Annotated in this window: 23 protein-coding genes; 3 read left to right on the top strand and 20 right to left on the bottom strand. The window is 64.3% G+C overall.

Translation table 11 applies throughout. From position 1 onward, the window contains the following. The first annotated feature begins 105 nt into the window (after positions 1–105). The 3 genes from AC0GNO_RS01435 to folD all read left to right on the top strand — a co-directional run bounded on the left by AC0GNO_RS01435 (position 106) and on the right by folD (position 4,215). Positions 106–2,664, top strand: a complete 2,559-nt coding sequence (locus tag AC0GNO_RS01435) for a PAS domain-containing sensor histidine kinase (protein ID WP_472902691.1) — start codon at positions 106–108, stop codon at positions 2,662–2,664. Then, the gene (locus AC0GNO_RS01430) at positions 2,661–3,287 is read left to right on the top strand and encodes a response regulator transcription factor (protein ID WP_472887348.1); all 627 of its coding nucleotides are present in this window, start codon (positions 2,661–2,663) and stop codon (positions 3,285–3,287) included. Before AC0GNO_RS01435 ends, AC0GNO_RS01430 begins: the two co-directional genes overlap by 4 nt. Before the next feature lie 79 nt (positions 3,288–3,366). Further along, positions 3,367–4,215, top strand: coding sequence for a bifunctional methylenetetrahydrofolate dehydrogenase/methenyltetrahydrofolate cyclohydrolase FolD (folD, locus tag AC0GNO_RS01425; protein ID WP_472902690.1), 849 nt, complete (start codon positions 3,367–3,369; stop codon positions 4,213–4,215). A 105-nt stretch (positions 4,216–4,320) separates the two neighbouring features. Here the strand turns inward: folD and AC0GNO_RS01420 are convergent, their stop codons facing one another. The 20 genes from AC0GNO_RS01420 to tsf form a co-directional block, all read right to left on the bottom strand. Then, positions 4,321–4,779 (bottom strand): DUF4149 domain-containing protein, encoded by a 459-nt coding sequence (locus AC0GNO_RS01420; RefSeq protein WP_472902689.1) that lies wholly within the window; start codon positions 4,777–4,779, stop codon positions 4,321–4,323. 5 nt (positions 4,780–4,784) lie between these two features. Next, positions 4,785–5,261, bottom strand: coding sequence for a transcription elongation factor GreA (greA, locus tag AC0GNO_RS01415; RefSeq protein WP_472887351.1), 477 nt, complete (start codon positions 5,259–5,261; stop codon positions 4,785–4,787). A gap of 143 nt (positions 5,262–5,404) precedes the next feature. After that, positions 5,405–8,680: a carbamoyl-phosphate synthase large subunit gene (gene carB, locus AC0GNO_RS01410; RefSeq protein WP_472902688.1), complete on the bottom strand. Its 3,276-nt coding sequence runs from the start codon at positions 8,678–8,680 to the stop codon at positions 5,405–5,407. A gap of 27 nt (positions 8,681–8,707) precedes the next feature. After that, on the bottom strand, positions 8,708–9,070 hold the full coding sequence (locus tag AC0GNO_RS01405) for a hypothetical protein (protein WP_472902687.1): 363 nt from the start codon (positions 9,068–9,070) through the stop codon (positions 8,708–8,710). A 19-nt stretch (positions 9,071–9,089) separates the two neighbouring features. After that, a complete protein-coding gene (gene carA / locus AC0GNO_RS01400) occupies positions 9,090–10,250 on the bottom strand; it encodes a glutamine-hydrolyzing carbamoyl-phosphate synthase small subunit (protein WP_472902686.1) in 1,161 nt (386 codons plus the stop codon). 265 nt (positions 10,251–10,515) lie between these two features. Then, entirely contained in the window at positions 10,516–11,283 is a 768-nt protein-coding gene (locus AC0GNO_RS01395; protein ID WP_472902685.1) for a TrmH family RNA methyltransferase, read from the bottom strand. Continuing rightward, positions 11,280–11,915, bottom strand: a complete 636-nt coding sequence (gene rnhB, locus AC0GNO_RS01390; protein WP_472887356.1) for a ribonuclease HII — start codon at positions 11,913–11,915, stop codon at positions 11,280–11,282. Before rnhB ends, AC0GNO_RS01395 begins: the two co-directional genes overlap by 4 nt. Then, a complete protein-coding gene (lpxB, locus tag AC0GNO_RS01385) occupies positions 11,887–13,029 on the bottom strand; it encodes a lipid-A-disaccharide synthase (protein WP_472902684.1) in 1,143 nt (380 codons plus the stop codon). The genes rnhB and lpxB overlap by 29 nt, the downstream gene beginning before the upstream one ends. Before the next feature lie 19 nt (positions 13,030–13,048). Further along, positions 13,049–13,837, bottom strand: a complete 789-nt coding sequence (lpxA, locus tag AC0GNO_RS01380; protein WP_472902683.1) for an acyl-ACP--UDP-N-acetylglucosamine O-acyltransferase — start codon at positions 13,835–13,837, stop codon at positions 13,049–13,051. A 19-nt stretch (positions 13,838–13,856) separates the two neighbouring features. After that, complete coding sequence (gene fabZ, locus AC0GNO_RS01375; protein WP_177134989.1) at positions 13,857–14,297, bottom strand: 3-hydroxyacyl-ACP dehydratase FabZ; 441 nt, start codon at positions 14,295–14,297, stop codon at positions 13,857–13,859. Next, entirely contained in the window at positions 14,294–15,346 is a 1,053-nt protein-coding gene (gene lpxD / locus AC0GNO_RS01370; RefSeq protein WP_472902682.1) for a UDP-3-O-(3-hydroxymyristoyl)glucosamine N-acyltransferase, read from the bottom strand. Before lpxD ends, fabZ begins: the two co-directional genes overlap by 4 nt. Before the next feature lie 17 nt (positions 15,347–15,363). Further along, positions 15,364–15,882 carry an OmpH/Skp family outer membrane protein gene (locus AC0GNO_RS01365; RefSeq protein ID WP_472887360.1) on the bottom strand — a complete coding sequence of 173 codons (519 nt, stop codon included), beginning with the start codon at positions 15,880–15,882 and terminating at the stop codon, positions 15,364–15,366. Beyond that, positions 15,882–18,182 carry an outer membrane protein assembly factor BamA gene (bamA, locus tag AC0GNO_RS01360; RefSeq protein WP_472887361.1) on the bottom strand — a complete coding sequence of 767 codons (2,301 nt, stop codon included), beginning with the start codon at positions 18,180–18,182 and terminating at the stop codon, positions 15,882–15,884. Before bamA ends, AC0GNO_RS01365 begins: the two co-directional genes overlap by 1 nt. Before the next feature lie 12 nt (positions 18,183–18,194). Beyond that, positions 18,195–19,562, bottom strand: coding sequence for an RIP metalloprotease RseP (gene rseP, locus AC0GNO_RS01355; RefSeq protein ID WP_472902681.1), 1,368 nt, complete (start codon positions 19,560–19,562; stop codon positions 18,195–18,197). An 81-nt stretch (positions 19,563–19,643) separates the two neighbouring features. Further along, complete coding sequence (gene ispC, locus AC0GNO_RS01350; RefSeq protein WP_472887363.1) at positions 19,644–20,831, bottom strand: 1-deoxy-D-xylulose-5-phosphate reductoisomerase; 1,188 nt, start codon at positions 20,829–20,831, stop codon at positions 19,644–19,646. Between the two features lie 5 nt (positions 20,832–20,836). After that, on the bottom strand, positions 20,837–21,670 hold the full coding sequence (locus AC0GNO_RS01345; RefSeq protein ID WP_472902680.1) for a phosphatidate cytidylyltransferase: 834 nt from the start codon (positions 21,668–21,670) through the stop codon (positions 20,837–20,839). Further along, the gene (gene uppS, locus AC0GNO_RS01340) at positions 21,663–22,433 is read right to left on the bottom strand and encodes a polyprenyl diphosphate synthase (RefSeq protein ID WP_472902679.1); all 771 of its coding nucleotides are present in this window, start codon (positions 22,431–22,433) and stop codon (positions 21,663–21,665) included. Before uppS ends, AC0GNO_RS01345 begins: the two co-directional genes overlap by 8 nt. 43 nt (positions 22,434–22,476) lie before the next feature. Beyond that, positions 22,477–23,037: a ribosome recycling factor gene (frr, locus tag AC0GNO_RS01335; protein ID WP_472887366.1), complete on the bottom strand. Its 561-nt coding sequence runs from the start codon at positions 23,035–23,037 to the stop codon at positions 22,477–22,479. Positions 23,038–23,079: 42 nt separating this feature from the next. After that, a complete protein-coding gene (gene pyrH / locus AC0GNO_RS01330; protein ID WP_305361062.1) occupies positions 23,080–23,790 on the bottom strand; it encodes a UMP kinase in 711 nt (236 codons plus the stop codon). A gap of 177 nt (positions 23,791–23,967) precedes the next feature. Beyond that, positions 23,968–24,885 carry a translation elongation factor Ts gene (gene tsf / locus AC0GNO_RS01325; protein ID WP_472887367.1) on the bottom strand — a complete coding sequence of 306 codons (918 nt, stop codon included), beginning with the start codon at positions 24,883–24,885 and terminating at the stop codon, positions 23,968–23,970. Positions 24,886–24,907 lie beyond the last annotated feature (22 nt).

The raw sequence follows: 24,907 nt of genomic DNA, 5'->3' as shown, positions 1-24,907 counted from the left end.
TTCTACATTATGAAATTCTAGAAAACGGGATGAAACTGCAACCCGGGGCATTTGTTCGCGGCGTTCAGAGCGGTGGCGTGTCGCCTCACGTAGACTCGATCATCCATGCCGCCCACCACGAATACCCCTTCACCGCAGCCGGACAAGCGCTCGCCTTTGGCCCTGCTGCGCCAGTGGTGGCTGCGCCTGCCGCCATCCCGCCAGGACCGCTTTGCCACCCTGGCGCCTTTGCTGGCCGTGCTGCTGTTTCTGTCGGCCATCGTGGTGGCCATCACCTACCTGCGCTACGAAGAGCTGGAGCGCGAGCAGGAAGCCGTCACCCGCGACGTGGAATACGCGCAGCAACGCCTGCGCCTGCGCCTGCTGGAACGCCAGGAACAGCTGATGCGCCTGGCGCGCGAGGTCGACAACAAGGAAATCAGCAGCGAAGAGTTCGAGTTCCAGGCCGAAAACCTGATCAGCCAGTTCCCGGAGCTGTTGGCCGTCAGCTGGGTGGACGGTCGTCGCCATGTCCTGACCACCTACGCCTCGCCCAGCGCGCCGCCCGCTCTGGTCCGGCTGCCCGGGAGCACGCTCGCCCCCAACGAAACCGATGGCTCGTTTGACCTGGCGCGCGACCTGCGTCAACCCATCTACTCGCGGCCGCTGGGTGAAGATCCGCGCCAGGCCACGCTGATGCTGCAGGTGCCGTTGACCGAGCAGGGCCGTTTCGCCGGCACGGTGATGGGCGAATATTCGGTCGACGGCCTGCTGCGCTTCGGCATTCCGCCCGAGATCATGGCGCGCTACGCCGTGGCCCTGATCGATGACCGGGGACGTGTGCTGGCCGGCAGCCTGCAGTCGCCCAACACCGTGCTGCGCCTGCTGCCCTGGTCGTCTCAGCCGCTGGAACACGAAGTGCCTGTGTCACCGGTCGGCAACGGCCTGATCCTGAAGGCGCAGGGTTATCGCACCTCGCAGGACATCGTCGGCAGCGGCTTCTTCTGGGTCATCGGTGCGCTCAGCGCGCTCACGGTCTGGATGCTGCTTGGCACCTGGCGCCACACGCGCCGTCGCGTGCAGGCGCAGCAGGCGCTGGTGGCCGAAACCAATTTCCGCCGCGCGATGGAAAACTCCATGCTGACCGGCATGCGGGCGCTGGACCTGCAAGGCCGCATCACCTACGTGAACCCGGCGTTCTGCTCCATGACGGGCTGGACCGAGGGCGAGCTGGTGGGCCGCACGGCGCCCTTCCCCTACTGGCCGGACGAAGACCACGACCAGCTCGCTGCCCGCCTGGAAGACGAGCTCAGCGGCCGCTCCACGCCGGGCGGCTTCGAGGTGCGGGTGCAGCGGCGCGACGGCAGCATCTTCGACGCCCGCATGTATGTCTCGCCCCTGATCGACCCCAAGGGCCACCAGACCGGCTGGATGACGTCGATGACCGACATCACCGAGCCCAAGCGCATCCGCGAAGAACTCTCGGCCTCGTACGAGCGCTTCACCACGGTGCTGGAAAGCCTGGACTCCGCGGTCTCCGTCGCCCCGCTGGGCAGCGACGAAATGCTGTTCGCCAACAAGATGTACCGCCTGTGGTTCGGCACCCGCGGCCAGGGCCATCGGCACCTGGTCGACCTGGCAGGCACCCAGCCATCGCCGAGCCCGGACGACGGCGATGCGGTCGACGCTTTCGCCGGCATGCCCACCGAAACGCTGACCGATGCCGGCTCGGAAAACGCCGAGGTGTTTGTCGAGGAGCTCGACCGCTGGCTGGAGGTGCGCACGCGCTACCTCACCTGGGTGGACGGCCGTCTCGCCCAGATGGTCATTGCGAGCGACATCACCCCGCGGCGCACCGCCGAAGAGCAGGCTTCGCGCCAGGCCGAACGCGCCCAGACCGCCAGCCGCCTCATCACCATGGGCGAGATGGCATCGAGCGTGGCGCACGAACTCAACCAGCCACTGACCGCCATCAGCAACTACTGCAACGGCATGATCACGCGGCTGAGCGAGCAGCGCATCAGCAACGAGGAGCTGCTCGGCGCGCTGGAGAAAACCTCGCGCCAGGCGCAGCGCGCCGGCCAGATCATCCAGCGCATCCGGGCCTTCGTGAAACGCAGCGAACCCAACCCCATGCCGTCCGACGTGGCGCAGATGGTGGCCAACGCGATCGAGCTGGCCGACATCGAGCTGCGGCGCCAGCAGGTGCGGCTGTCGCCTTACGTGGCCGCGCGCCTGCCCAGCCTGATGGTCGACCCGATCCTGATCGAGCAGGTGCTCATCAACCTGCTCAAGAACGCGGGCGAGGCGATTGCCCAGGCGGGCCGTCCACCGGGCGAGCGCTATGTGGAGCTGCGCGTCGGCCCGCGCCGCCTGGACGACGAAGAAGTGGTGGAGTTTTCGGTACGCGACTCCGGCAACGGCGTGCCCGACGAAATGATCGAACGCATCTACGAAGCCTTCTACAGCACCAAGAGCGAAGGCATGGGCATCGGCCTCAAGTTGTGCCGCAGCATCGTCGAGTCGCACCACGGCAGGATGCAGGTACAGAACATCTACAATGGCGAAGAGGTGGTGGGTTGCTGTTTCAGCTTCTGGATACCGGTGCAAACCCGACTCCTGCCAGAAAATACGGCGCCCGCTGCACCTTCCGCGTCGTTGACGGATACAGAAAGATCGAGATGAGTTTGATCCCCAAAAAAGGCAATGTCTATGTGGTCGATGACGACGAAGCCGTTCGCGACTCCCTGCAATGGCTGCTCGAAGGCAAGGATTACCGGGTCCGCTGTTTCGAATCGGCAGAAGCCTTTCTCAGCCGCTACGATGCCCGCGAAGTGGCCTGCCTGATTGCAGACATCCGCATGGGCGGCATGACCGGCATGGAACTGCAGGAAAAGCTGATCGAACGCCAGTCGCCCCTGCCCATCGTCTTGATCACTGGCCATGGCGACGTGCCCATGGCCGTGGAATCCATGAAAAAGGGCGCGCTGGACTTCATCCAGAAACCCTTCAAGGAAGACCAGCTGGTGGCCTTGGTCGAGCGCATGCTGGAAACGGCCAAGGAGGCTTTCGCCACGCACCAGCAGGCCGCCAGCCGCGACGCCCTGCTCTCCAAGCTGACCGGACGCGAAGCCCAGGTGCTGGAGCGCATCGTCGCCGGGCGCCTCAACAAGCAGATCGCCGACGACCTGGGCATCAGCATCAAGACGGTGGAAGCGCACCGTGCCAACATCATGGAAAAGCTCGGCGCCAACACCGTGGCCGATCTGCTCAAGATTGCCCTGGGGCAGGCACCAGCCAAGGCTTGAGCAAGCCACCCTCCAGTCCAACGCCCGCCGGTGCCCTCGGCGGGCGTTTCCATTTCCAAACCACTCCACCACCCACGCCATGACCGCCCAACTGATCGACGGCAACGCCCTCTCCCGCCAACTGCGCGCCGATGTCGCCGCGCGCGTCACCGCGCTCAAGGCCAAGGGCATCACGCCCGGTCTGGCCGTGGTCCTGGTCGGTGACAACCCCGCTTCACAGGTCTACGTGCGCAACAAGGTCAAGGCCTGTGAAGACACCGGCATGCATTCGGTGCTGGAGACCTGGCCGGCCAGCATGAGCGAAGCCGACCTGCTGGCCCGTGTGGACGCGCTCAACCACGACGCCACCATCCACGGCATCCTGGTGCAGCTGCCGCTGCCGGCACACATCGACGCGCAGAAAGTGATCGAAGCGATTTCGCCCGCCAAGGACGTGGACGGTTTTCACATCGCCAGCGCCGGCGCCCTGATGACCGGCCTGCCCGGCTTCTGGCCCTGCACGCCCTATGGCTGCATGAAGATGCTGGAGAGCATCGGTTACGACCTCAAAGGCAAACACGCGGTCGTGATCGGCCGCAGCAACATCGTGGGCAAACCCATGGCGCTGATGTTGCTGCAGCAGAACGCCACCGTCACCATCTGCCACAGCGGCACGAAGGACCTCAAAGCCATGACGCTGCAGGCCGACGTGATCGTGGCCGCGGTGGGCAAGCGCAATGTGCTGACCGCCGACATGGTCAAGCCCGGCGCCGTGGTGCTGGACGTGGGCATGAACCGCAACGACGAAGGCAAACTCTGCGGCGACGTGGACTTTGCCGGCGTGAAAGAGGTGGCGGGCTACATCACCCCGGTGCCCGGAGGCGTGGGCCCCATGACCATCACCATGCTGATGGTCAATACCCTCGAATCAGCCGAACGCGCGACGTAAGTCCCCCGGCGCGAGCGGACTTCGACCCAGGGCACCGCGGAACCGGCTTTGCCGGGCCGCCAGTGCCGCCCCCTTGGGGGTGACGCCGGAGGCGGCGCGGAGGGGTTACCTGGAAAGGCGCGCTAGCACCACGCCAGCGCACAGCCATTGCCCCAGCACCATCACGCTACCCAGACCGTGCCACAGGCGCAGGTCGCCGCCGGTGGCGCGTGCCGTCACGATTTGCTGCGCCACGCCGAACTCCTGCAGCAAGGCCAGCAACATGGCCGCCAGCACGAAGCCCATGGTGGTCAGCACGCGCTGCATGGTTCGCAGTTGCTCCGGATCCACGGGCTCACCCGCCAGCGGGAAGTGCCCCAACGAACGTTGACGGCGCAGGATCAGCAACAAGGCCAGACCGAGCCCGAGCCCCGCCCAGCACTGCAGCGAAAACAGCTTCGCGGCCACCGGCCCGGCCACCGCCGGGCTGCCCAGGCTGGCGAACAGTGTCGGCACGGCCACAAAACTCAAGGACGAGATGCCGCCCCACCAGAGCGCCGCCAGGAACACCGCCAGCCGCTGCATGGGCATCAGGCGTAGCGCACGGCCACGATCTCGAAGCGGCGCGTGCCGCCCGGGGTCTGGACTTCGGCGGTGTCGCCCTCTTCCTTGCCGATCATGGCGCGTGCGATCGGGCTGCCAATGTTGACCAGGCCGAGCTTCAGGTCGGCCTCGTCTTCGCCCACGATCTGGTAGGTCAGGGCGGCACCATCGGACACATCCTCCAGGTCCACCGTCGCGCCAAACACAACCCGGCCGCCGGCATCCACGGTGGTCGGGTCAATGATCTGGGCGGTCGAGAGCTTGCTCTCGATCTCGGCGATGCGGCCCTCGATGAAGCCCTGGCGATCCTTGGCCGCGTCGTATTCGGCGTTTTCACTCAGGTCGCCCTGGGCCCGTGCTTCCGCGATCGCGCCGATCACCCAGGGACGGTCCACGGTCTTCAGCCGCTGCAACTCTTCCTTGAGCTTTTCTGCGCCGCGTTTGGTGATCGGAAAGGTGGACATGTGAACGCTCCAGAGTCTCGGAAAAACAGGCCCGACGGCCCGCAAGGTACAAAAGGAAACCGCCGAGCGTTGCCGGTCGGCGGTGTATGGGGACATTATGCCCCGGCGGGCATCCAGGAATCAACCGGGGCAACCCGGCGGCGTCAGATGGCCAGTTGGGCGTGCATCTCCTGCACCGAAATCACGCCCAAGCTGTCCAGGTACTTCATGCCTTCCACCGCCGCTTCGGCTCCGAAGATGGTGGTGAAGGTGGTCACGCGGGCCAGCAGCGACGAGGTGCGGATCGCACGCGAATCGGTGATCGCGTTGCGCCGCTCTTCCACCGTGTTGATGACCAGGCTGATGTCGCCGTTCTTGATCATGTCAACGATGTGCGGACGGCCTTCGGTCACTTTGTTCACGGTCACCACCGGCACGCCGGCCGCTGCGATCGCAGCGGCGGTACCCCGCGTGGCGACCAGCTCGAAGCCCATGGCCACCAACGCGCGCGCAATTTCCACCGCACGCGGCTTGTCGCCGTTTTTGACGGTCAGGAAGACCTTGCCCGACGGGCTGCCGTCGGCCTTGTGTGGACGCGGCAGGTTGGTGCCGGCACCCAGCTGGCTCTTGACGAAGGCTTCGCCGAAGGTCTTGCCCACGCCCATGACTTCGCCGGTGGACTTCATCTCGGGGCCGAGGATGGTGTCCACACCCGGGAACTTCACGAACGGGAACACAGCCTCCTTGACGCTGAAGTATGGCGGGTTCACTTCGGCGCCGATGCCCTGGTCCTCCAGCGACTGGCCGGCCATGCAGCGTGCCGCCACCTTGGCCAGCTGGATGCCCGTGGCCTTGGAGACGAAGGGCACCGTGCGCGAAGCGCGCGGATTCACTTCCAGCACGTAGATCACGTCCTGGCCGTCCACTTCCTGAATGGCAAACTGCACGTTCATGAGCCCGATCACGTTCAGGCCTTGTGCCATGGCCGCGGTCTGGCGCTTGAGCTCGTCCACCGTGGCCTGCTTGAGGTAGTACGGGGGCAGCGAACAGGCCGAATCGCCGCTGTGCACGCCGGCCTGTTCGATGTGCTCCATCACACCGCCGATGAAGACGCGACCGGTGTGGTCGCGGATCGCGTCCACGTCGCATTCGATGGCGTCGTTCAGGAAGCGGTCGAGCAGCACCGGTGAATCGTTGCTCACCTTCACCGCTTCACGCATGTAGCGCTCCAGGTCGCGCTGCTCGTGCACGATTTCCATCGCGCGGCCACCCAGCACATAGCTCGGGCGCACCACCAGCGGGTAGCCCAGGGCTGCGGCTTTTTCCAGCGCTTCAGGCTCGGCGCGCGCCGTGGCGTTGGGCGGCTGGCGCAGACCGAGCTCGTGCAGCAGTTGCTGAAAGCGCTCACGGTCCTCAGCGGCGTCGATCATGTCAGGGCTGGTGCCAATGATGGGCACGCCCGCGGCCTCCAGACCGAGCGCGAGCTTGAGCGGCGTCTGGCCGCCGTACTGCACGATGACGCCGGTGGGTTTTTCCTTGTCCACGATTTCCAGCACGTCTTCCAGCGTCAGCGGCTCGAAGTACAGGCGGTCAGAAGTGTCGTAGTCGGTGGACACGGTTTCCGGGTTGCAGTTGACCATGATGGTCTCGTACCCGTCTTCGCGCATGGCCAACGCCGCGTGCACGCAGCAGTAGTCGAACTCGATGCCCTGGCCGATGCGGTTGGGGCCACCGCCGAGCACCATGATCTTCTTGTTGTTCGTCGGTTCGGCTTCGCACTCGCCATCGCCGTGGCCTTCGTAGGTCGAATACAGGTAAGCGGTGTCGGTGGCGAACTCGGCCGCGCAGGTGTCCACGCGCTTGTAGACCGGGCGGATGTTCTGCGCGATGCGGCGCGCACGCACGGTGCCGTCGTTGGTCTTGAGCAGCTTGGCCAGGCGGCGGTCCGAGAAACCCTTCTTCTTCAGGCCGCGCAGGGTCTCGGCGTCGATCGCGTCCAGGCTGGTTTGCTCCAGTTGCAGTTCGATCTTCACGATCTCTTCGATCTGCACCAGGAACCACTTGTCGATCCTGGTGAAGTGGTGCACCTCGTCGATGGTCCAGCCGGCGGCAAAAGCGTCGCCCACGTACCAGATGCGCTCGGGGCCGGGTTCGCCCAGTTCGCGCTCCAGGATCTCGCGGTCCTGGGTCTTTTCGTTCATGCCGTCCACGCCCACTTCCAGGCCGCGCAGGGCTTTCTGGAACGACTCCTGGAAAGTGCGGCCCATGGCCATGACCTCGCCGACCGACTTCATCTGCGTGGTCAGGCGGCTGTCGGCGGTGGGGAATTTTTCGAACGCGAAACGCGGGATCTTGGTCACCACGTAATCGATCGAGGGCTCGAAGGACGCTGGTGTGGCGCCGCCGGTGATCTCGTTGCGCAACTCGTCCAGCGTGTAGCCCACGGCCAGCTTGGCCGCGACCTTGGCGATCGGGAAGCCCGTGGCCTTGGAGGCCAGTGCCGATGACCGCGACACGCGCGGGTTCATCTCGATCACCACCATGCGGCCGTCGGCCGGGTTGATGGAAAACTGCACGTTGGAGCCGCCGGTGTCCACACCGATCTCGCGCAGCACGGCCAGCGAGGCATTGCGCAGGATCTGGTATTCCTTGTCGGTCAGTGTCTGGGCCGGGGCCACGGTGATCGAGTCACCGGTGTGCACGCCCATCGGGTCCAGGTTCTCGATCGAGCAGATGATGATGCAGTTGTCCGCCTTGTCGCGCACCACTTCCATCTCGTACTCTTTCCAGCCGAGCAGCGATTCTTCGATCAGCAGCTCGTTGGTGGGCGAAGCTTCCAGGCCGCGTTTGCAGATGGTCTCGAACTCTTCCGGGTTGTAGGCGATGCCACCACCGGTGCCACCGAGCGTGAAGCTCGGGCGGATCACGACCGGGAACCCCACGGTCTTCTGTACCGTCCAGGCTTCTTCCATGCTGTGGGCGATGCCTGAGCGCGCAGAACCCAGACCAATCTTGGTCATGGCGTCCTTGAACTTGAGGCGGTCTTCGGCCTTGTCGATGGCTTCGGGTGTGGCGCCGATCAGCTCCACGTCGTACTTGTCCAGCACACCGTGGTGCCACAGGTCGAGCGCGCAGTTCAGCGCCGTCTGGCCACCCATGGTCGGCAGGATGGCGAAACCACCGCTGGTGAGCGGGCGCTCCTTGGCGATGATTTTCTCCACCGTCTGCCAGGTGATGGGTTCGATGTAGGTGACGTCGGCCGTGGCCGGGTCGGTCATGATCGTGGCCGGGTTGCTGTTGATCAGCACGACCTTGTAGCCCTCTTCGCGCAGCGCCTTGCATGCCTGCACGCCGGAGTAGTCGAACTCGCAGGCCTGGCCGATGATGATCGGGCCGGCGCCGATGATGAGGACGGTCTGGATGTCTGTTCTTTTGGGCATGGTTCGCTTGTGTCTTGTTGCGCAGGCTCAAGCCTGGCGCTGGGTTTCCAGTTTGTTCAGCAGCGCCTGCACGCGTTCGGCAGGCACGTTTTTCTGCATCAGCTGCAGCAGGCCGTCGCCTTCGATCATCGGACGCAACACCTCGATTTCGGCCGGGAAGAACAGCGCGTCCCAGGCGGCCATCTCGGTGTTGAAGGTCTCGTCGTCCCAGGTCTTGCCCTTGGCCAGCAGCGTCACCAGCGGCATGGCCTTGTTCTCCACGAAGGCCTTGCGGTAGGGCTTCTGCGCCCAGCGCTGGGCAAACCAGTCCTTGTGCGGCGCCGCCAGCGTCAGCATGCGCTTGGCTATCGCCTTCTCCACCGCAAACACCGGAAAACTGAAGAGCTTCATGGAAGGACCTTGGTGGGAATCAGGCGGCCACACGCTGTTGCATGAGCGCAATGAACCGGTCGAACAAATAGCCGATGTCGTGCGGACCGGGTGAGGCTTCCGGGTGGCCCTGGAAGCAGAAAGCCGGTTGGTCGGTGCGTGCCAGGCCTTGCAGCGTGCCGTCGAACAGGCTCACGTGGGTGGCACGCAGGTTGGCCGGCAGGTCTTTCTCATCTACCGCAAAACCGTGGTTCTGGCTGGTGATGCTCACGCGACCGCTGTCCAGGTCCTTCACCGGATGGTTGGCGCCGTGGTGGCCGAACTTCATCTTGAAGGTCTTCGCGCCACTGGCCAACGCCATGATCTGATGCCCGAGGCAGATGCCGAAAGTGGGCACGCCGCTCTCGATGATCTCGCGCGTGGCGGCGATCGCGTAGTCGCAGGGTTCCGGGTCGCCGGGTCCGTTGGACAGGAACACGCCGCTGGGCTTGAGCTTGAACACGTCGGCCGCGGGCGTCTGCGCTGGCACGACGGTGATCTTGCAGCCACGCTGAGCCAACATGCGCAGGATGTTGTGCTTGACGCCGAAGTCGTAGGCGACGACGTGGAACTTCGGCGCGATCTGCTCGCCGTAGCCGAAACCGAGTTGCCACTCGGTCTGCGTCCAGGCGTAGGGCGCTTCGGCCGACACGACCTTGGCCAGATCCTGGCCCGCCATGTTGGGCGCTGCCTTGGCGGCAGCGATGGCCTGGGCGCGGTGCGCCTCGGTCAGGGCTTCACCAGCGGCCAGCGCCACGATGCAACCGTTCTGCGCGCCGTGGGTGCGCAGGCGGCGCGTGAGCGCGCGCGTGTCCAGATCGGCGATGGCGACGGTGCCTTCGCGCTGCAGGTATTCGGACAGGGTCTCGGTGCTGCGGAAGTTGGACGCGAGCAGGGGCAGGTCTTTGATGATCAGGCCAGCGGCGTGGATGCGCGAGGCCTCCACGTCTTCACGGTTCACACCGGTGTTGCCGATGTGTGGGTAGGTCAGCGTGACGATTTGCTGGCAATAGCTCGGATCGGTCAGGATTTCCTGGTAGCCGGTGAGCGAGGTGTTGAACACCACTTCGCCCGAAGTCTGGCCGGTAGCACCGATGGAAATGCCTGTAAAGACCGTGCCGTCGGCGAGCGCGAGAAGGGCTTTCGGATGGACGGGAAGCACGGTTTTCTCCAGAGATTTTTTGGACGCAACCGCGCCCGCCATGGGAATCAACCGGGGAAGATTCGCGCCCGCTCCCGGAGCGCCGCGAACGGGTCGCAGCCGGGGGAAAGGACGGGGAACCTGGGCAGGAAGCCGGGGCGGACGCAGCGGGTTGCGTCGATTGCGGGTAAACCCCGGAATTATAGCCGCTCACCCTCTGCGATCCGACTCACCACGCCCCGAAAACGGGCATGTTTCAGGGCTCGTGCAGGCGGGTAACCCGGTTTCAACGCCCGGCCGCGCTGGCATGCAGGCAGATCGCCGCAGCCGCCGCCACGTTGAGCGACTCTTCGCCGCCCGGCTGGGCGATACGCACCTTTTGCGTTGCGAGCGCTTCCAGAGCCGGGCTCACGCCCTGCCCTTCGTGCCCGAGCACCCAGGCACAGGGCCAGGGCAACCTGGCCTGGTGCAGGAAATCGCCCTTGTGCGAGCTGGTCACCAGCAGCGGTACCGACAGGCCGGCCAGATCGTCCACCGACAGCCCTTCCACCAGGTGCAGGCCAAAGTGGGCCCCCATGCCGGCGCGCAACACCTTGGGCGACCACAGCGCCGCCGTGCCCTTGAGCGCCAGCACCTGGGCAAAGCCCATGGCCGCTGCGCTGCGCAGGATGGAGCCCACGTTGCCCGCATCCTGCAACCGGTCCAGCACCACCGCTGCGGCGCCGCTCTGCAACACGGCCGCTTGGGGCAGATCCCAGACAAACCCCACACCCGCCGGCGACTCGAGACCGCTGATGCCGGCCATCAGCGCGTCGGGAACGGTGACGATGTGGTCCGCCGCATCGCGCAGATCGTGCGGCGCCTGGGGCCAGAACGTCTCGGAAAAAACCGCGGTGGCCGGCCTGTGTCCACGGGCCAGAAGCGCTCGGCAGAGATGATCACCTTCCAGCCACACCTGGCCCTGTTTGCGGTAGGCCGTGCTGTCCTGCACGAGCAGCCGCAGGCGCTTGAGCAGCGGGTTGTCGCGTGAGGTGATGGTGGTGGGAACGTTCATGGTTTGGCTTGAGCGGCGGTCAGCACGCGCGCGACCGGTGCAAAGGAGCGGCGGTGCTCGGGCAAGGCGCCGTGGGTTTGAAGGGCCTGCAGGTGGACCACCGTGCCGTAGCCTTTGTGTCGGTCGAACCCGTATTCCGGGTGCCGCAGGTGCAGATCTTCCAGCAACCGGTCCCGGGTCACTTTGGCCAGGATCGAGGCCGCAGAAATGGCCGGAATCAGGGCATCGCCCGAGACGATGGCTTCGGCCAGCACGTCCAGCGCCGGCAGGCGGTTGCCATCGACCAGCACCTTGTTCGGCTTCAGGCGCAGCCCCTGCACCGCGCGCTGCATGGCGAGCATGGTGGCCTGCAGGATGTTCAGGCGGTCGATCTCTTCCACCGAGGCCATCGCGACGCTGCAACACAGCGCCTTGGCGCGGATCTCGTCGTAGAGCTTTTCCCGCCTTTTGGCGGTGAGCTGCTTGGAGTCGGCCAGGCCCCTGATGGGTTTGCGTTCGTCCAGGATCACGGCCGCGGCCACCACCGGACCGGCCAGCGGGCCGCGCCCGGCCTCGTCCACGCCGGCCACCAGGCCGGGCGCGTCCCAGACCAGTGCGGCCTGTTCAGCCTTGAAGAACTTTTTCGATCGCATCGGTGGCGAGTTGGGCGGTGTCACGGCGCAAGGTTTGATGCAATTCAGCGAATCGCGCCTGCAAGGCGGTGACTTTGTCGGGAGCGTCCAGCCAGTCCAGCGTGGCGCGGGCCAGTGCCTCGGGTGTTGCGGCGTCCTGCAGCAGCTCGGGCACGACAAATTCACCGCACAGGATGTTCGGCAGACCCACCCAGGGCTGCAGTTGTTTGCGGCGCATGATGTGCCAGGACAGGCGGTTCATGTTGTAGGCGATGACCATCGGCCGCTTGAAGAGGGCAGCTTCCAGGGTGGCGGTGCCGCTGGCGATCAGCGTGACATCGCAGGCGGCCAGCACGGCGTGCGACTGACCGTCGACAAGGCTCAGCGCGTCACCCAGACCGCTGGCCGCCGCCAGCTGGGCGATGCGTACGCGCAGCGCAGGCACCGCTGGCACGACAAAACGCAGGTCCGACCGGGCTTTGAGCATCAAGGCTGCGGCGGCAAAAAAACGCGCTGCAAGGTACTGCACCTCAGAGGCACGGCTGCCCGGGAGAATCGCCACCACGCGGTCCTCGTCGCGCAAGCCCAGCTGGCGCCGGGCAGCCGCGCGATCGGGTTCCATGGGGATCACATGTGCAATCGGATGGCCCACGTAGGTGGAAGCGATGCCATGCTCTGCCAACAAAGCTGGCTCAAACGGAAAAATGCACAGCACATGGTCGACCCCGCGCCGCACCTTCTCGATCTTCTCAGGCCGCCAGGCCCAGAAGGAGGGGCAGACGAAATGCACGGTGCGGACACCCGCGGCCTTGAGGTCGGCTTCCAGTCCGAAATTGAAATCGGGTGCGTCCACGCCGATGAACAGCGCTGGCGGCTGTGCCAGCAGGCGCTCGCGCAAGCGTTTACGGATGCGCAGAATACCCAGCAGCTTGGGCAGCACCTCCAGGTAGCCCCGAACGGCCAGCCTGTCGCTGGGCCACCAGGCGTCAAACCCCTGCTCGACCATGCGCGGGCCTCCGATGCCGGCCGCCACCAGATCGGGCCAGCGCTGGCGCATGCTCTGCAACAGCAGGCCGGCGAGCAGATCGCCGGACGTCTCGCCAGCCACCATCGCAAACCGGCGTTGCACTTCCATGTAGGGGGCCGGCAAACCGTCAGCGGGCAATGCCGCGGGTCGCAGAGGCGAGGAAGCGGTTCATCATGTCCACTTCGGCGGCAGCCTCGGGCATGCCACTGGCCAGTGCCTCGATGCCACTGCGTGACTGCTCCAGGGTGAGGCCCTGGCGGTACAGCAGCTTGTGCATCTGTTTGACGGCGGCAACCCGCTCGGGCGTGAAGCCGCGGCGACGCAGACCCACGACGTTGAAGCCGCGCACTGCCAGCGGATTGCCATCCACCAGCATGAAAGGCGGCACGTCCTGCGACACCGCGCTGGCGAAGCCGATCATGGCGTGTGCGCCCACCGACACGAACTGGTGAATGCCGGTGAGGCCGCCCACCGTGACCCAGTCGGCCAGGTGCACGTGCCCGGCCAGCGTGGTGTTGTTCGCCAGGGTCGTGTGGTTGTCGACGTGGCAGTCGTGGGCGATGTGGGTGTAGGCCATGATCCAGTTGTCATTGCCGACACTGGTCACGCCACCCGCACCAGGCACGCCCAGGTTGAAGGTGCAGAACTCGCGGATGGTGTTGCGGTCGCCGATGGTCAGCTCGGTGGGCTCGCCGACGTACTTTTTGTCCTGCGGGACCGCGCCCAGCGAGTTGAACTGGAAAATGCGGTTGTCCCGGCCGATGGTGGTACGCCCGTCGATGACGCAATGAGCGCCCACCGTGGTGCCAGCACCGATCTTCACATGCGGGCCGATGACGGTGTAAGGACCGATGCTGACCGTGCCATCGATCTCGGCAGCCGGGTCCACCAGCGCCGTGGCATGAATCTGTGTCACGAACTGATCTCCGCTGCGATCAGGCGACGGTGCGCATGGTGCACATCAACTCGGCTTCGCAGACCATCTTGCCGTCCACGGTGCACACACCCTTGAACTTGAAGATGCCGGCCTTCATGCGCTCCAGCGTCACGTCCATGATCAGCTGGTCACCGGGTTCAACTGGGCGCTTGAAGCGCGCAGCGTCGATGCCGGCGAAGTAATAGACCGACTTCTCATCGGGAACCGAACCCACCACCTCGAATGCCAGCAAGGCGGCCGCCTGCGCCATGGCTTCGAGCATGAGCACACCGGGCATCACAGGCCGGTGCGGAAAGTGCCCTTCAAAAAAGGGCTCGTTCATGGTCACATTCTTCAGCGCCTTGATGCGCTTGCCCGGTTCGAGTTCGAGCACACGGTCCACCAGCAGGAACGGATAACGGTGTGGCAACTTCTTGAGAATCTGGTGGATGTCCATCATGGCTTGAGCGTGCTTTTCGTAGCTTGTTCGATGGCCTGCTCCACGGCCTTGAGCCGTTCGCGCAGGCGGTTGAGTTGTTTGAGGGAGGCGGCATTCTTTTCCCAGCTCGCATTGTCGTCGATCGGAAACATGCCGGTGTAGTGACCAGGCTTGGAAATGGAGCGTGTCACCACGGAAGCGGCCGAGATGTTCACACCATCGGCCAGGGTCAGATGCCCCAGCACCACCGCTCCGCCGCCCACGGTGCAGTGGGCCCCGATGGTGGCACTGCCCGCCACCCCCACGCAACCGGCCATGGCCGAGTGCGCTCCGATGTGCACGTTGTGGCCGATCTGGATCAGGTTGTCGAGCTTGACGCCGTCTTCGATGACCGTGTCATCCAGCGCGCCACGGTCGATGCAGGTGTTGGCCCCGATCTCGACGTCGTTGCCGATGCGCACAGCGCCCAACTGCTCGATCTTGACCCACTGACCCCGGTGCGGCGCAAAACCGAATCCGTCGGCACCGATCACCACGCCCGGGTGCAGCACGCAGCGTTCACCCACGCTGCAGCGCTCGCCCAGGGTCACGCGCGGGTGCAGCAGTGAGTGGGCCCCGACCACGGCTCCCGCGCCGATCACCGTGTGTGAGCCCAGACGCGCACCGGCACCGATGCGGGCACCGGGTCCGACGGTCACGAAAGCGGCGATGTCCACGCCCTCGCCGATCAAGGCGTCAGGGTGGATGCTGGCCAGCGGATCGATCCGGGGTTCGGGTCGGGGCTCGTGCTGCGCGCGCCACCACTGGGTCAGGCGGGCAAAGTAGAGGTAGGGATCGTCCGTCACGATGCAGGCGCCACGAAGGGCCGCGACGGCCTGCAAGGCCGGTGGAACGATCAGCGCCGATGCGCGGGTGGTCTCGATCTGGCTGGCGTAGCGGACCTGGGCCACGAACGCGAGGTCGTGCGAACCCGCAGTGGACAGTGGTGCCAGACGCTGGATGAGTGCTTGGGCGTCGCCCTGTAACTGACCACCCAGGGCCTCAACAATAGACCCCAGGGATCTGGACACGTCAAACCCGCAACGCCTTATTTGGCGTTGTTCAAAGCATCAATCACCTTGGCCGTGATGTCGAGCTTCGGGTTGATATAGGCGGCGTCCTGAATGATCAGGTCGTATTTTTCCGCCTCGGCGACCTTCTTGAGCGCGCGGTTGGCCCGATCAACCACTTGTTGAAGGGCTTCACTCTTCCGGAGGGCCAGGTCTTCCTGAAACTCCCGCTGCTTGCGCTGGAATTCGCGATCCTGCTCGACCAGCTGACGCTGGCGGGTGATCCGCTGCGCTTCGGGCAACGTCGGTGCCTCACGTTCAAACTTTTCAGATGAGCTCTTGAGCTGGACACCCAGGGCTTGAAGCTCTTTCTCACGCGGCGAGAAATCCTGTTCCAGTTTCGCCGTCAGAGATTTGGCCAACGCCGAGTCCCGCACAATCGAGTCCAGGTTGACCGCGCCGATCCGAACTTCTTGAGCAGACACAGACGTCCCTGCGGCAGCCATCAGGAGCACCGAGAGCAACCCATGCAAAAAGAGGCGAGGAAACTTGTTCATCAAAAGGACGTTCCGATCTGAAACTGGAATTTCTGGATTCTATCCCCGTCGAACTTGCGCACCGGGTTGGCATAGGCGAAACGCAGTGGGCCAATGGGTGAAATCCAGCTCAGGCCCACGCCAACAGAGGCCCGCATTTCGCCAAAGTCCACTTTCTGCGATTCGCCAAACACATTGCCCACGTCGACAAAGCCGAACCAGCGCAAGGTGCGGTCGTTGCCCGCACCGGGGAACGGAGCGATGAACTCGAGATTGGCCACAAAATTGCGCGCACCACCGATGTTGACGGTCTCACCCGTGGTTGAGCCGATGACCGCCGATGTGGGGCCCAGGGTACCTTGCTCGAAGCCGCGGACCGAACCGAGACCGCCACCGTAGAAGTTGCGCAGCACTGGATAAGGCTTGCCACCCATGCCTTTGCCGACACCCAGTTCGGTGTTGAAGGCCATCGTGTACTGCCGCGTCAAGGGAACGTACTGCTGAAACTGGTAGCTCAGCTTGACATAGCGCTTGTCGCTGCCCAGACCAAACTCGGTATTGATACGCTGCAGACGGCCTTCGGACGGTACGAGCGCACTGTCGCGTTCGTCGCGTGCCCAGCCGATGGTGGCTGGCAGGTAGGTGCCCCCTTGGTCGCGGTAGGCTTCGGGCAACTGATCACCCTCCTCCACCTTCACACGCTCCGCACCAAGGCCGAAAAACACGGTGTCGCGCTCGGTGAACGGCACGCCAAAGCGCACCCCCACGCCGGGAGTCGAAATTTGGTAGTCACCACCTTGTGCGTCGTAGGGACGTGTGGTCTTGTAATACAGGTCAAAGGTGCGTGAAATGCCGTCCGCCGTGAAATACGGATTGGTGGTGCTCAGCACGAACTGGCGGTTGAACTCACTGGTGTTGAGGTCCAGGCCGAGGTAGTTGCCGCTGCCGAACACGTTCTCCTGCTTGATGCTGGCGAGGAACGACAACTTGTCAGCCTGGGAATAGCCGGCGCCGATGGACAGGTTGCCGGTGGGCTTTTCTGCAACGCTCACTGTCAGGTCCACCTGGTCATTGGTGCCAGGCACGGGTTCGGTATCGATGCCGACTTCTGTGAAGAAACCCAGACGGTCCACCCGGTCGCGCGACAGGCGGATGCGGTCGCTGTCGTACCAGGCCGATTCGAGCTGGCGGAACTCGCGGCGGATGACTTCGTCGCGCGTGCGGTTGTTGCCTTCCACGTTGATGCGGCGCACGTAAACGCGGCGCGAGGGCTGGGCACGCAACACGAAGGCCACCCGGTTGTTGACGCGGTCGATCTCGGGGGCAGCCTCCACCTGTGCGAAAGCGTAGCCAAACCCACCAAAATAGTCGGTGAACGCCTTGACCGTGCGACTCACGTCCTCGGCGTTGTAGGCCTCGCCGACCTTCAGGGTCACCAGCGACTTGAACTCGTCCTCCTTGCCCAGGTATTCACCCTCCAAGGCCACCGAAGACACCACGAAGCGATTGCCTTCGGTGATGTTGATGGTGACCGACATGTCCTGCTTGTCGGGCGAGATGGCCACCTGGGTCGAGTCGACCCGAAACTCCAGGTACCCGCGCGTCAGGTAATGCGAACGCAGGTTCTCGAGGTCGGCATTGAGCTTGGCGCGCGAGTAGCGGTCGGACTTGGTGTACCAGCTCAGCCAGCCACCGGTATCCAGGTCAAACAGGTTGCGCAGGGTGGCCTCGCTGAAGGCCTGGTTGCCGACGATGCGGATGTCCTTGATCTTGGCCACATCGCCCTCGATCACGCTGAAGTTCAGGTTGACCCGGTTGCGCTCACCCGGCGTGACCGTGGTGGCCACCTGTGCGGCGTACATGCTGCGGTTGATGTACTGGCGCTTGAGTTCCTGCTCGGCACGATCGGCCAGCGCCTTGTCAAAAGGCCGTCCTTCAGCCAGACCGACATCGCGCAGGGATTTCTTGAGCACCTCGGCATCAAACTCCTTGATGCCGGAGAAACTCACATCGGCCACCGTGGGGCGTTCCTCGACGATCACCACCAGCACATCACCATTGACCTGCAGTCGAACGTCGCTGAAAAGGCCCAGACCAAACAGCGAGCGGATCGCCGTGGAGCCCTTTTCATCGTTGTATTGTTCACCGATCCGGAACGGCAACGAGGCGAACACGGTGCCGGGCTCCACACGCTGCAGGCCCTCGACGCGAATGTCTCGCAAAGTGAAGGGATCCACGGCCCATGCCGGCAATGCCGTCAGAAGGAGGGATGCAGCCGCCGTGAACGACAGGCCACGCAGTCTGTTTGTGATTATTTTCATGAGGAAGAACGTTCAGCCAGCCAAGCGGGCCACATCATTGAACAAGGCGACGGACATCAACGCCAAAAGAATCGCAACACCACCGCGCTGCAGGCGCTCCATCCAGACGTCTGACACACGACGTCCAGTCACACCCTCCCAAAGATAATACATCAGGTGCCCTCCATCGAGGACCGGCAGCGGCAGCAGGTTGAGCACCCCCAGGCTGACGCTGATCAGCGCCAGAAAAAGCAGATAGGACGTCAGGCCCAGGCTGGCCGACTTGCCCGCGTAGTCGGCGATCGTCAAGGGGCCGCTGAGGTTCTTGATCGAAGCCTCTCCGATCACCATGCGCCCCATCATCTTGAGCGTGAGCCAGGAAACCTCCCAGGTGCGCACGGCGCCCAGCCACAGCCCGTCCACCGGACCATGACGCACCAGGGTCATGGCGGGCGCTGCGCCCACATAGGCCCCAATACGCCCGACCCAGACCCCTTCGTGCTGCTCGGGTTTCGGCTGCACGGGCAAGGTCAGGCGTTCGGCGCCCCGCTGCAGCAGCCACTGCTGCACCCGAGGCTCGCCTTGCGGCCCCACCGCTTCGCGAATCAGGGTCCGGAGGCTTTGACCATCGGCCACGGGCCGTCCGTCCACCTGCAAGACCAGATCGCCCGCTCGCAAGCCGGCGGCTTCACCTGCTCCGCCTGGCAGCAGATCGCCCAACTGCGGTGCGGTCCAGGGCGCCAGGATGCCGATGCGCCGGAACAGGCTCGCGTCGGCTTCGCGCACGTCCAGCGTGCTCAAGGGCAAGGTGATGGCACGCGCAGGGTCACCCTCTTCGCGCGCCACCCACAGCGTCATGTCCTCGCCCGACAGTGCGGCCTGGGTCAATCGCCAGCGCAGGTCTTCAAACGACAGCACAGCCACCGGCTCCGAATCGGCGCCTGCGCCGACTTGAGACACCCACTCCCCGCCTTGCAGCCCCGCCTGTTGCGCCAGTGAACCGGCCACCGGTGCCGCCAGCACCGGCTTGGGCTCATCCACGCCCGACCAGTTCACCACCGCGTACAGCACCACGGCGAGCAACAGGTTGGCCACAGGCCCAGCTGCCACGATGGCGGCGCGCGATTTCAGCGGCTGGGTGTTGAACGCAAGGTGCTTTTCGGCGGCATCCACCGGCGCTTCGCGCTCGTCCAGCATGCGCACATAACCGCCCAGAGGCAGCGCACACAGCACAAACTCGGTGGGGCTGCCCTTGCGCTGCCAACGCAGCAGGGGTTTGCCGAAACCGACCGAGAAACGAAGCACCTTCACGCCACAGGCCACCGCCACCCGGTAGTGCCCGTATTCGTGCACGGTGATCAGCAGGCCGAGGGCCACCACAAAAGCGATCAGGGTCAACATGGGGAGGGTCCTGCAATGACGGGGACAAGCTTGTTCAGGGAGACACCGACCGCCGGTGTCCGCGACCGTCAGGAACTCCGGTCAGGCCGCGCAACGCGCAACCACCGTGCCAGCCACTGCGCGTGCCTCGGCATCGATGGCCATCAGATCGCCCAGGCCCACCGGCTTGGAGGAGCTCATGGCGCCCAAAGTTGCATGGTTGACCGCGTGAATCTGGTCAAAACGCAGTCGCCGGTCGAGAAACGCGGCCACGGCCACCTCGTTGGCCGCGTTGAGCACGGCGGTGGTGCCGACCGGACCGGCCAGAGACTCCCAGGCCAGTCGCAACCCCGGGAAACGCTCGTCGTCCGGCTTTTCGAAACTGAGCGCGCCCAGGGTCGAAAAATCGAGCGCCGCCGCACCCGACACGATGCGCTCGGGCCAGGCAAGTCCATAGGCAATCGGTACGCGCATATCGGGCGTGCCCAGCTGGGCCACCACCGAACGGTCATGGTACTGCACCATGGAGTGGATCACGCTCTGCGGATGGATCACCACCTCGATCTGCGCTGGCGCCAGACCGAACAGGTAGCGTGCCTCGATCACCTCCAGCGCCTTGTTCATCATGGTGGCCGAGTCCACCGAGATCTTGCGTCCCATGACCCAGTTGGGGTGGGCGCAAGCCTCTTCGGGCGTCACCAGATGAAGGGTTTGCGGATCACGCTGGCGGAACGGCCCGCCGGAAGCCGTGAGCACGATCTTCTCCACCCGGCGCTCCCATGTGGCCGAATCTTCGGGCAGCGACTGGAACACGGCCGAGTGTTCGCTGTCGATGGGCAACAAAGTGGCACCACCCTCGCGCACCGCCCGCATGAACAGTTCACCGCCCACCACCAGGGCTTCCTTGTTGGCCAGAAGGAGTTTCTTGCCAGCCTGCGCGGCGGCGAGGCTGGGGGCCAGCCCGGCCGCCCCCACAATCGCCGCCATCACGGCGTGCACGTCGGGGTCGGAACTGACTTCACACAGAGCGCGCTCGCCCGCCAGCACCTGGACCGGCAAGCCCAGCTCTTTCACGCGCGCGGCCAGTTGCGCGGCATGGGACGCGCTGGCCATCACGGCGTAGCGCGGGGAAAAAGCCTGGCACTGTTGAAGCAACATCTCCACCTGTGTGGCCGCAGTGAGGGCAAACACCCGGTAGCGGTCGGGATGGCGTGCGATCACATCCAGCGTGCTGGTGCCGATCGATCCGGTCGAACCGAGAATGGTGACGTTCTGTCGAAGGGATGTCATGGTGTTCAGAGGGTGACCAGCATCATGGCCAGTGGCAGTACGGGCAACAAAGCGTCCACCCGGTCCAGCACACCGCCGTGCCCCGGCAGCAGCTGGCTGGAATCTTTCATGCCTGCGCTGCGTTTGACCAGTGATTCCAACAGATCCCCCACCACGCTCATGGCGGACAGACCGATCACGGCCAACCACGCAAGCAGCTCGCCGCGCTCCTGCAAACGGGTGAACAGGCTGGGCTGATCGGTCAGACCGAGCCGATCAAACCAGAGCCATCCGAGTCCGAGCAACAGAACGCCCACCAGACCGCTGACAGCACCTTCCCAGCTCTTGCCGGGACTCAGTGTCGGTGCCAGCTTGCGGCGCCCGAACGCACGCCCGCCGGCGTACGCCGCGATATCCGCCATCCAGACGAGGCTCAAAACCGAGAGCAAGAAACCCAGGCCCAGCTGACGCGCCTGCACCAGCGCCAGCCAGGCACAGGCCAGCAACAGCAACCCCAGCCCCAACCGGATCGCCGCAGGCCATGCACTCCATCCGGCCACACCGCGCCGCAGCATCACCACCGCCAGACCCACCCAGGCCATGGAAGACAGCAGCCAGACCGACCGCCAGGTCTGGTCCAGCCCACCCAGCAGCCAGAACGCCAGCAACACCAGCCCCAGGACGAGACCCACCGCTTTGGCCATGACCGGCGCACAGGCATTCAGCCGCGCCCACTCCCAGCCAGCTGCAACGATGAGCAGCAGCGACAGCAGCACAAAAGGCTCGCTGGACGGATAGAACAAGGCGGGCAACAAGACCGCCATCAAGAGCAGCGCGGTGATGATGCGCTGTTTAAGCATGGTAGGGTCCGACTTTGGCCTTGTCAGGCGGGTTCTTTTCCAGCTGATCGGATGTCTGACCGAAGCGGCGCTCACGGCCGGCGTAGTCGGCGAAAGCGCGGTCCAGCTCCGCCGCATCAAAGTCGGGCCACAGGCAGGACGTGAAAAAAAGCTCGGTGTACGCGGCTTGCCACAACAGGAAGTTGCTGATCCGCATCTCGCCGCCCGTTCGGATCAGCAAGTCCGGATCCCCCGAATGGGCGAGCGCCGTGGTTTCGCACAGGCTGGCTTCGGTGATCTCGCGCCCCTCGGCCGCCAGGCGGCGCGCCGCCTGCGCAATGTCCCAGCGTCCGCCGTAGTTGAAACAGACATTGAGCACCATGCGCTGGTTGTGGGCGGTGGCGTCCTGAGCACGCTGAAGACCTTGAACCACCCGGGGCGAAAGCCCGCTGCGATCGCCCGGAAAATACAGGCGCACACCGTTCTTGGTCAGCTTGGGTACCTCGCGCGACAACGCCATGACCAGCAGATCCATCAGTCCGGACACCTCGTCCACAGGACGGCTCCAGTTCTCGGAGGAGAAGGCAAAAACCGTGAGCACCTGAACGCCCCGCTCCAGGCAGGCCCGGACCGTGTTGCGCAGCGCATCGACCCCTTGTTTGTGCCCGGCCACCCGCGGCAGATGGCGGCGCTGGGCCCAACGACCATTGCCATCCATCACGATGGCCACATGGCGCGGCACGGTGTCAGGTGTTTTCGGATCGGCAGGCAAAAAATCGGCCATCAAGACTCGGGTTCAGCAAACAGGCAGGGATGACGCACCCGCGTCACACCGCCATGATGTCCTGCTCTTTGGAAGCAACCAGCCGATCCACCTCGTTGATCATGCGGTCGGTCAGCTTCTGGATGTCGTCCGTCGAACGGCGCTCATCGTCTTCCGACGCCAGCTTGTCCTTGACCAGCTTCTTGACATGTTCGTTGGCGTCACGTCGCAGGTTGCGGATCGCCACCTTGGCCGACTCGCCTTCACCGCGCACGACCTTGGTCAGCTCCTTGCGGCGCTCTTCGGTCATGGGTGGCATGGGCACGCGGATCAGGTCACCCTGGCTGGAAGGGTTCAGTCCCAGGTCGGATTCGCGGATGGCTTTTTCGATCTTCGCGCCCATGCCCTTTTCCCAAGGCGCCACACCGATCGTGCGGGCATCGAGCAGTGTGAGGTTGGCCACTTGCGACAGAGGCAACATGGATCCGTAGTAATCCACATGCACCGTGTCCAGCAGCTGGGGGTTGGGTCGTCCCGTGCGCACCTTGGCCAGGTTGCTCTTGAACGATTCCACCGACTGCTGCATCTTGTGTTCGGCGGTTTGGCGGACTTCAGCAATGCTCATGAATGCTCCTCAATTCGACAGGTTTCGGTGAATCAGTGGACGTCAGACGTGGACCAGGGTGCCCTCGTCGCCACCGAGCACCACATTGCGCAGGGCGCCCGGCTTGAAAATCGAAAACACCTTGACGGGCAGTTTCTGGTCTCGGCACAGCGCAAAGGCCGTGGCGTCCATCACCTGGAGGTTCTTGGCCATGGCTTCGTCAAAGGTCAGCGCCGTGTAGCGAGTGGCGCTCGGGTCCTTGTTCGGATCGGCGCTGTAGACACCGTCCACCTTGGTGGCCTTGAGCACGATCTCGGCACCGATTTCAGCGCCACGCAGGGCGGCGGCTGTGTCGGTGGTGAAAAACGGATTGCCGGTGCCGGCAGCAAAAACAACCACCTTGCCCTCTTCGAGGTACTGCAGCGCCTTGGGGCGAACGTAGGGCTCGACCACCTGCTCGATCGCGATGGCCGACATGACTCGCGCCACCAGGCCGGCCTTTTCCATGGTGTCGGCCAGTGCCAGCGAGTTCATGACCGTGGCCAGCATGCCCATGTAGTCGGCCGTGGCCCGGTCCATCCCCACCGAGCCACCCGCCACGCCACGGAAAATGTTGCCTCCACCGATGACGATGGCCACCTCCACGCCGAGGCGCGTGACTTCAGCGATCTCTTCCACCATGCGAACAATGGTGGCGCGGTTGATACCGAATGCATCGTCGCCCATCAGGGCTTCACCCGACAATTTAAGAAGGATGCGTTTATAGGCTGGCATGGACAACTTTCAGGAAATCAGAATCGGTAAGCTCAACCGGCAAGTGTACCGAGGAGCCGGCCCAGAACGCCCTGCAAGCGACACAATCACCGCAATGTGCAGGCATCACACAAGACAACGGGCCATGCGGCCCGTTGTCTTGTCTCGGCGAAGGAGCTGGCAGCGTCCAGCGTCAGATCAGGCGCCTTTGGCTGCGGCCACTTGCGCGGCGACTTCGGCGGCGAAGTCGTCCACCTTCTTCTCGATGCCTTCACCCACCACGTATATGGTGAAGCCCTTGACGGTTGTACCAGCGGCCTTGAGCATCTGCTCAACGGTCTGTTTGTCGTTCTTCACGAAAGGCTGGTTGAACAGGCTGACTTCCTTCAGGTACTTCTGCACCGCGCCGTCAATGCGCTTGGCAACGATCTCGGCGCTCTGCGTCGGCTTGCCAGCGGCCACAAGCTCTCTGTTGGCTTCGTCCGCTTTGGCTGTGGCCACCGAACGCTCGCGCTCGATGAACTCGGCCGGGACGTCGGCACTGGTCAGGGCCACGGGCTTCATGGCGGCAATGTGCATCGCGGTGTCCTTGGCGGGCACTTCTTCACCGTCAAATTCCACCACCACGCCAATGCGCGTGCCGTGCAGGTAGCTGACCAGCTTGGCGCCGTTGCTGTAGTGCTTGAAGCGGCGGAAGCTCATGTTCTCGCCGATCTTGCCAATCAGGCCTTTGCGCACGTCTTCGAGCGTGGGGCCAAAGCTGTCCTGACTGTAAGGCAGAGCGCCCAGCGCTTCGACGCTGGCCGGGTTGTGCTCGGCCACCAGCTGGGCAGCAGCGTTGGCCAAGGCCAGGAAGCTGTCGTTCTTGGTCACGAAATCGGTTTCACAGTTCACTTCGATCAGGCCGCCGGTGGTGCCATTGATGAAGCTGGCGACCACGCCTTCGGCGGTCACGCGGCTGGCAGCCTTGCCCGCCTTGGTACCGAGCTTGACGCGCAGCAGTTCCTCGGCCTTGGCCATGTCGCCATCGGCTTCGGTCAGGGCTTTCTTGCACTCCATCATGGGTGCATCGGTCTTGGCGCGCAGTTCGGCGACCATACTTGCGGTAATTGCCATTTCAGTTCTCCGTTGGCCGCCT

It is taken from the genome of Hydrogenophaga sp. L310, assembly GCF_055703065.1.
The sequence above is the reverse complement of the archived record's forward strand: the minus strand, read 5'-3'. Positions and strand labels throughout refer to the sequence as shown.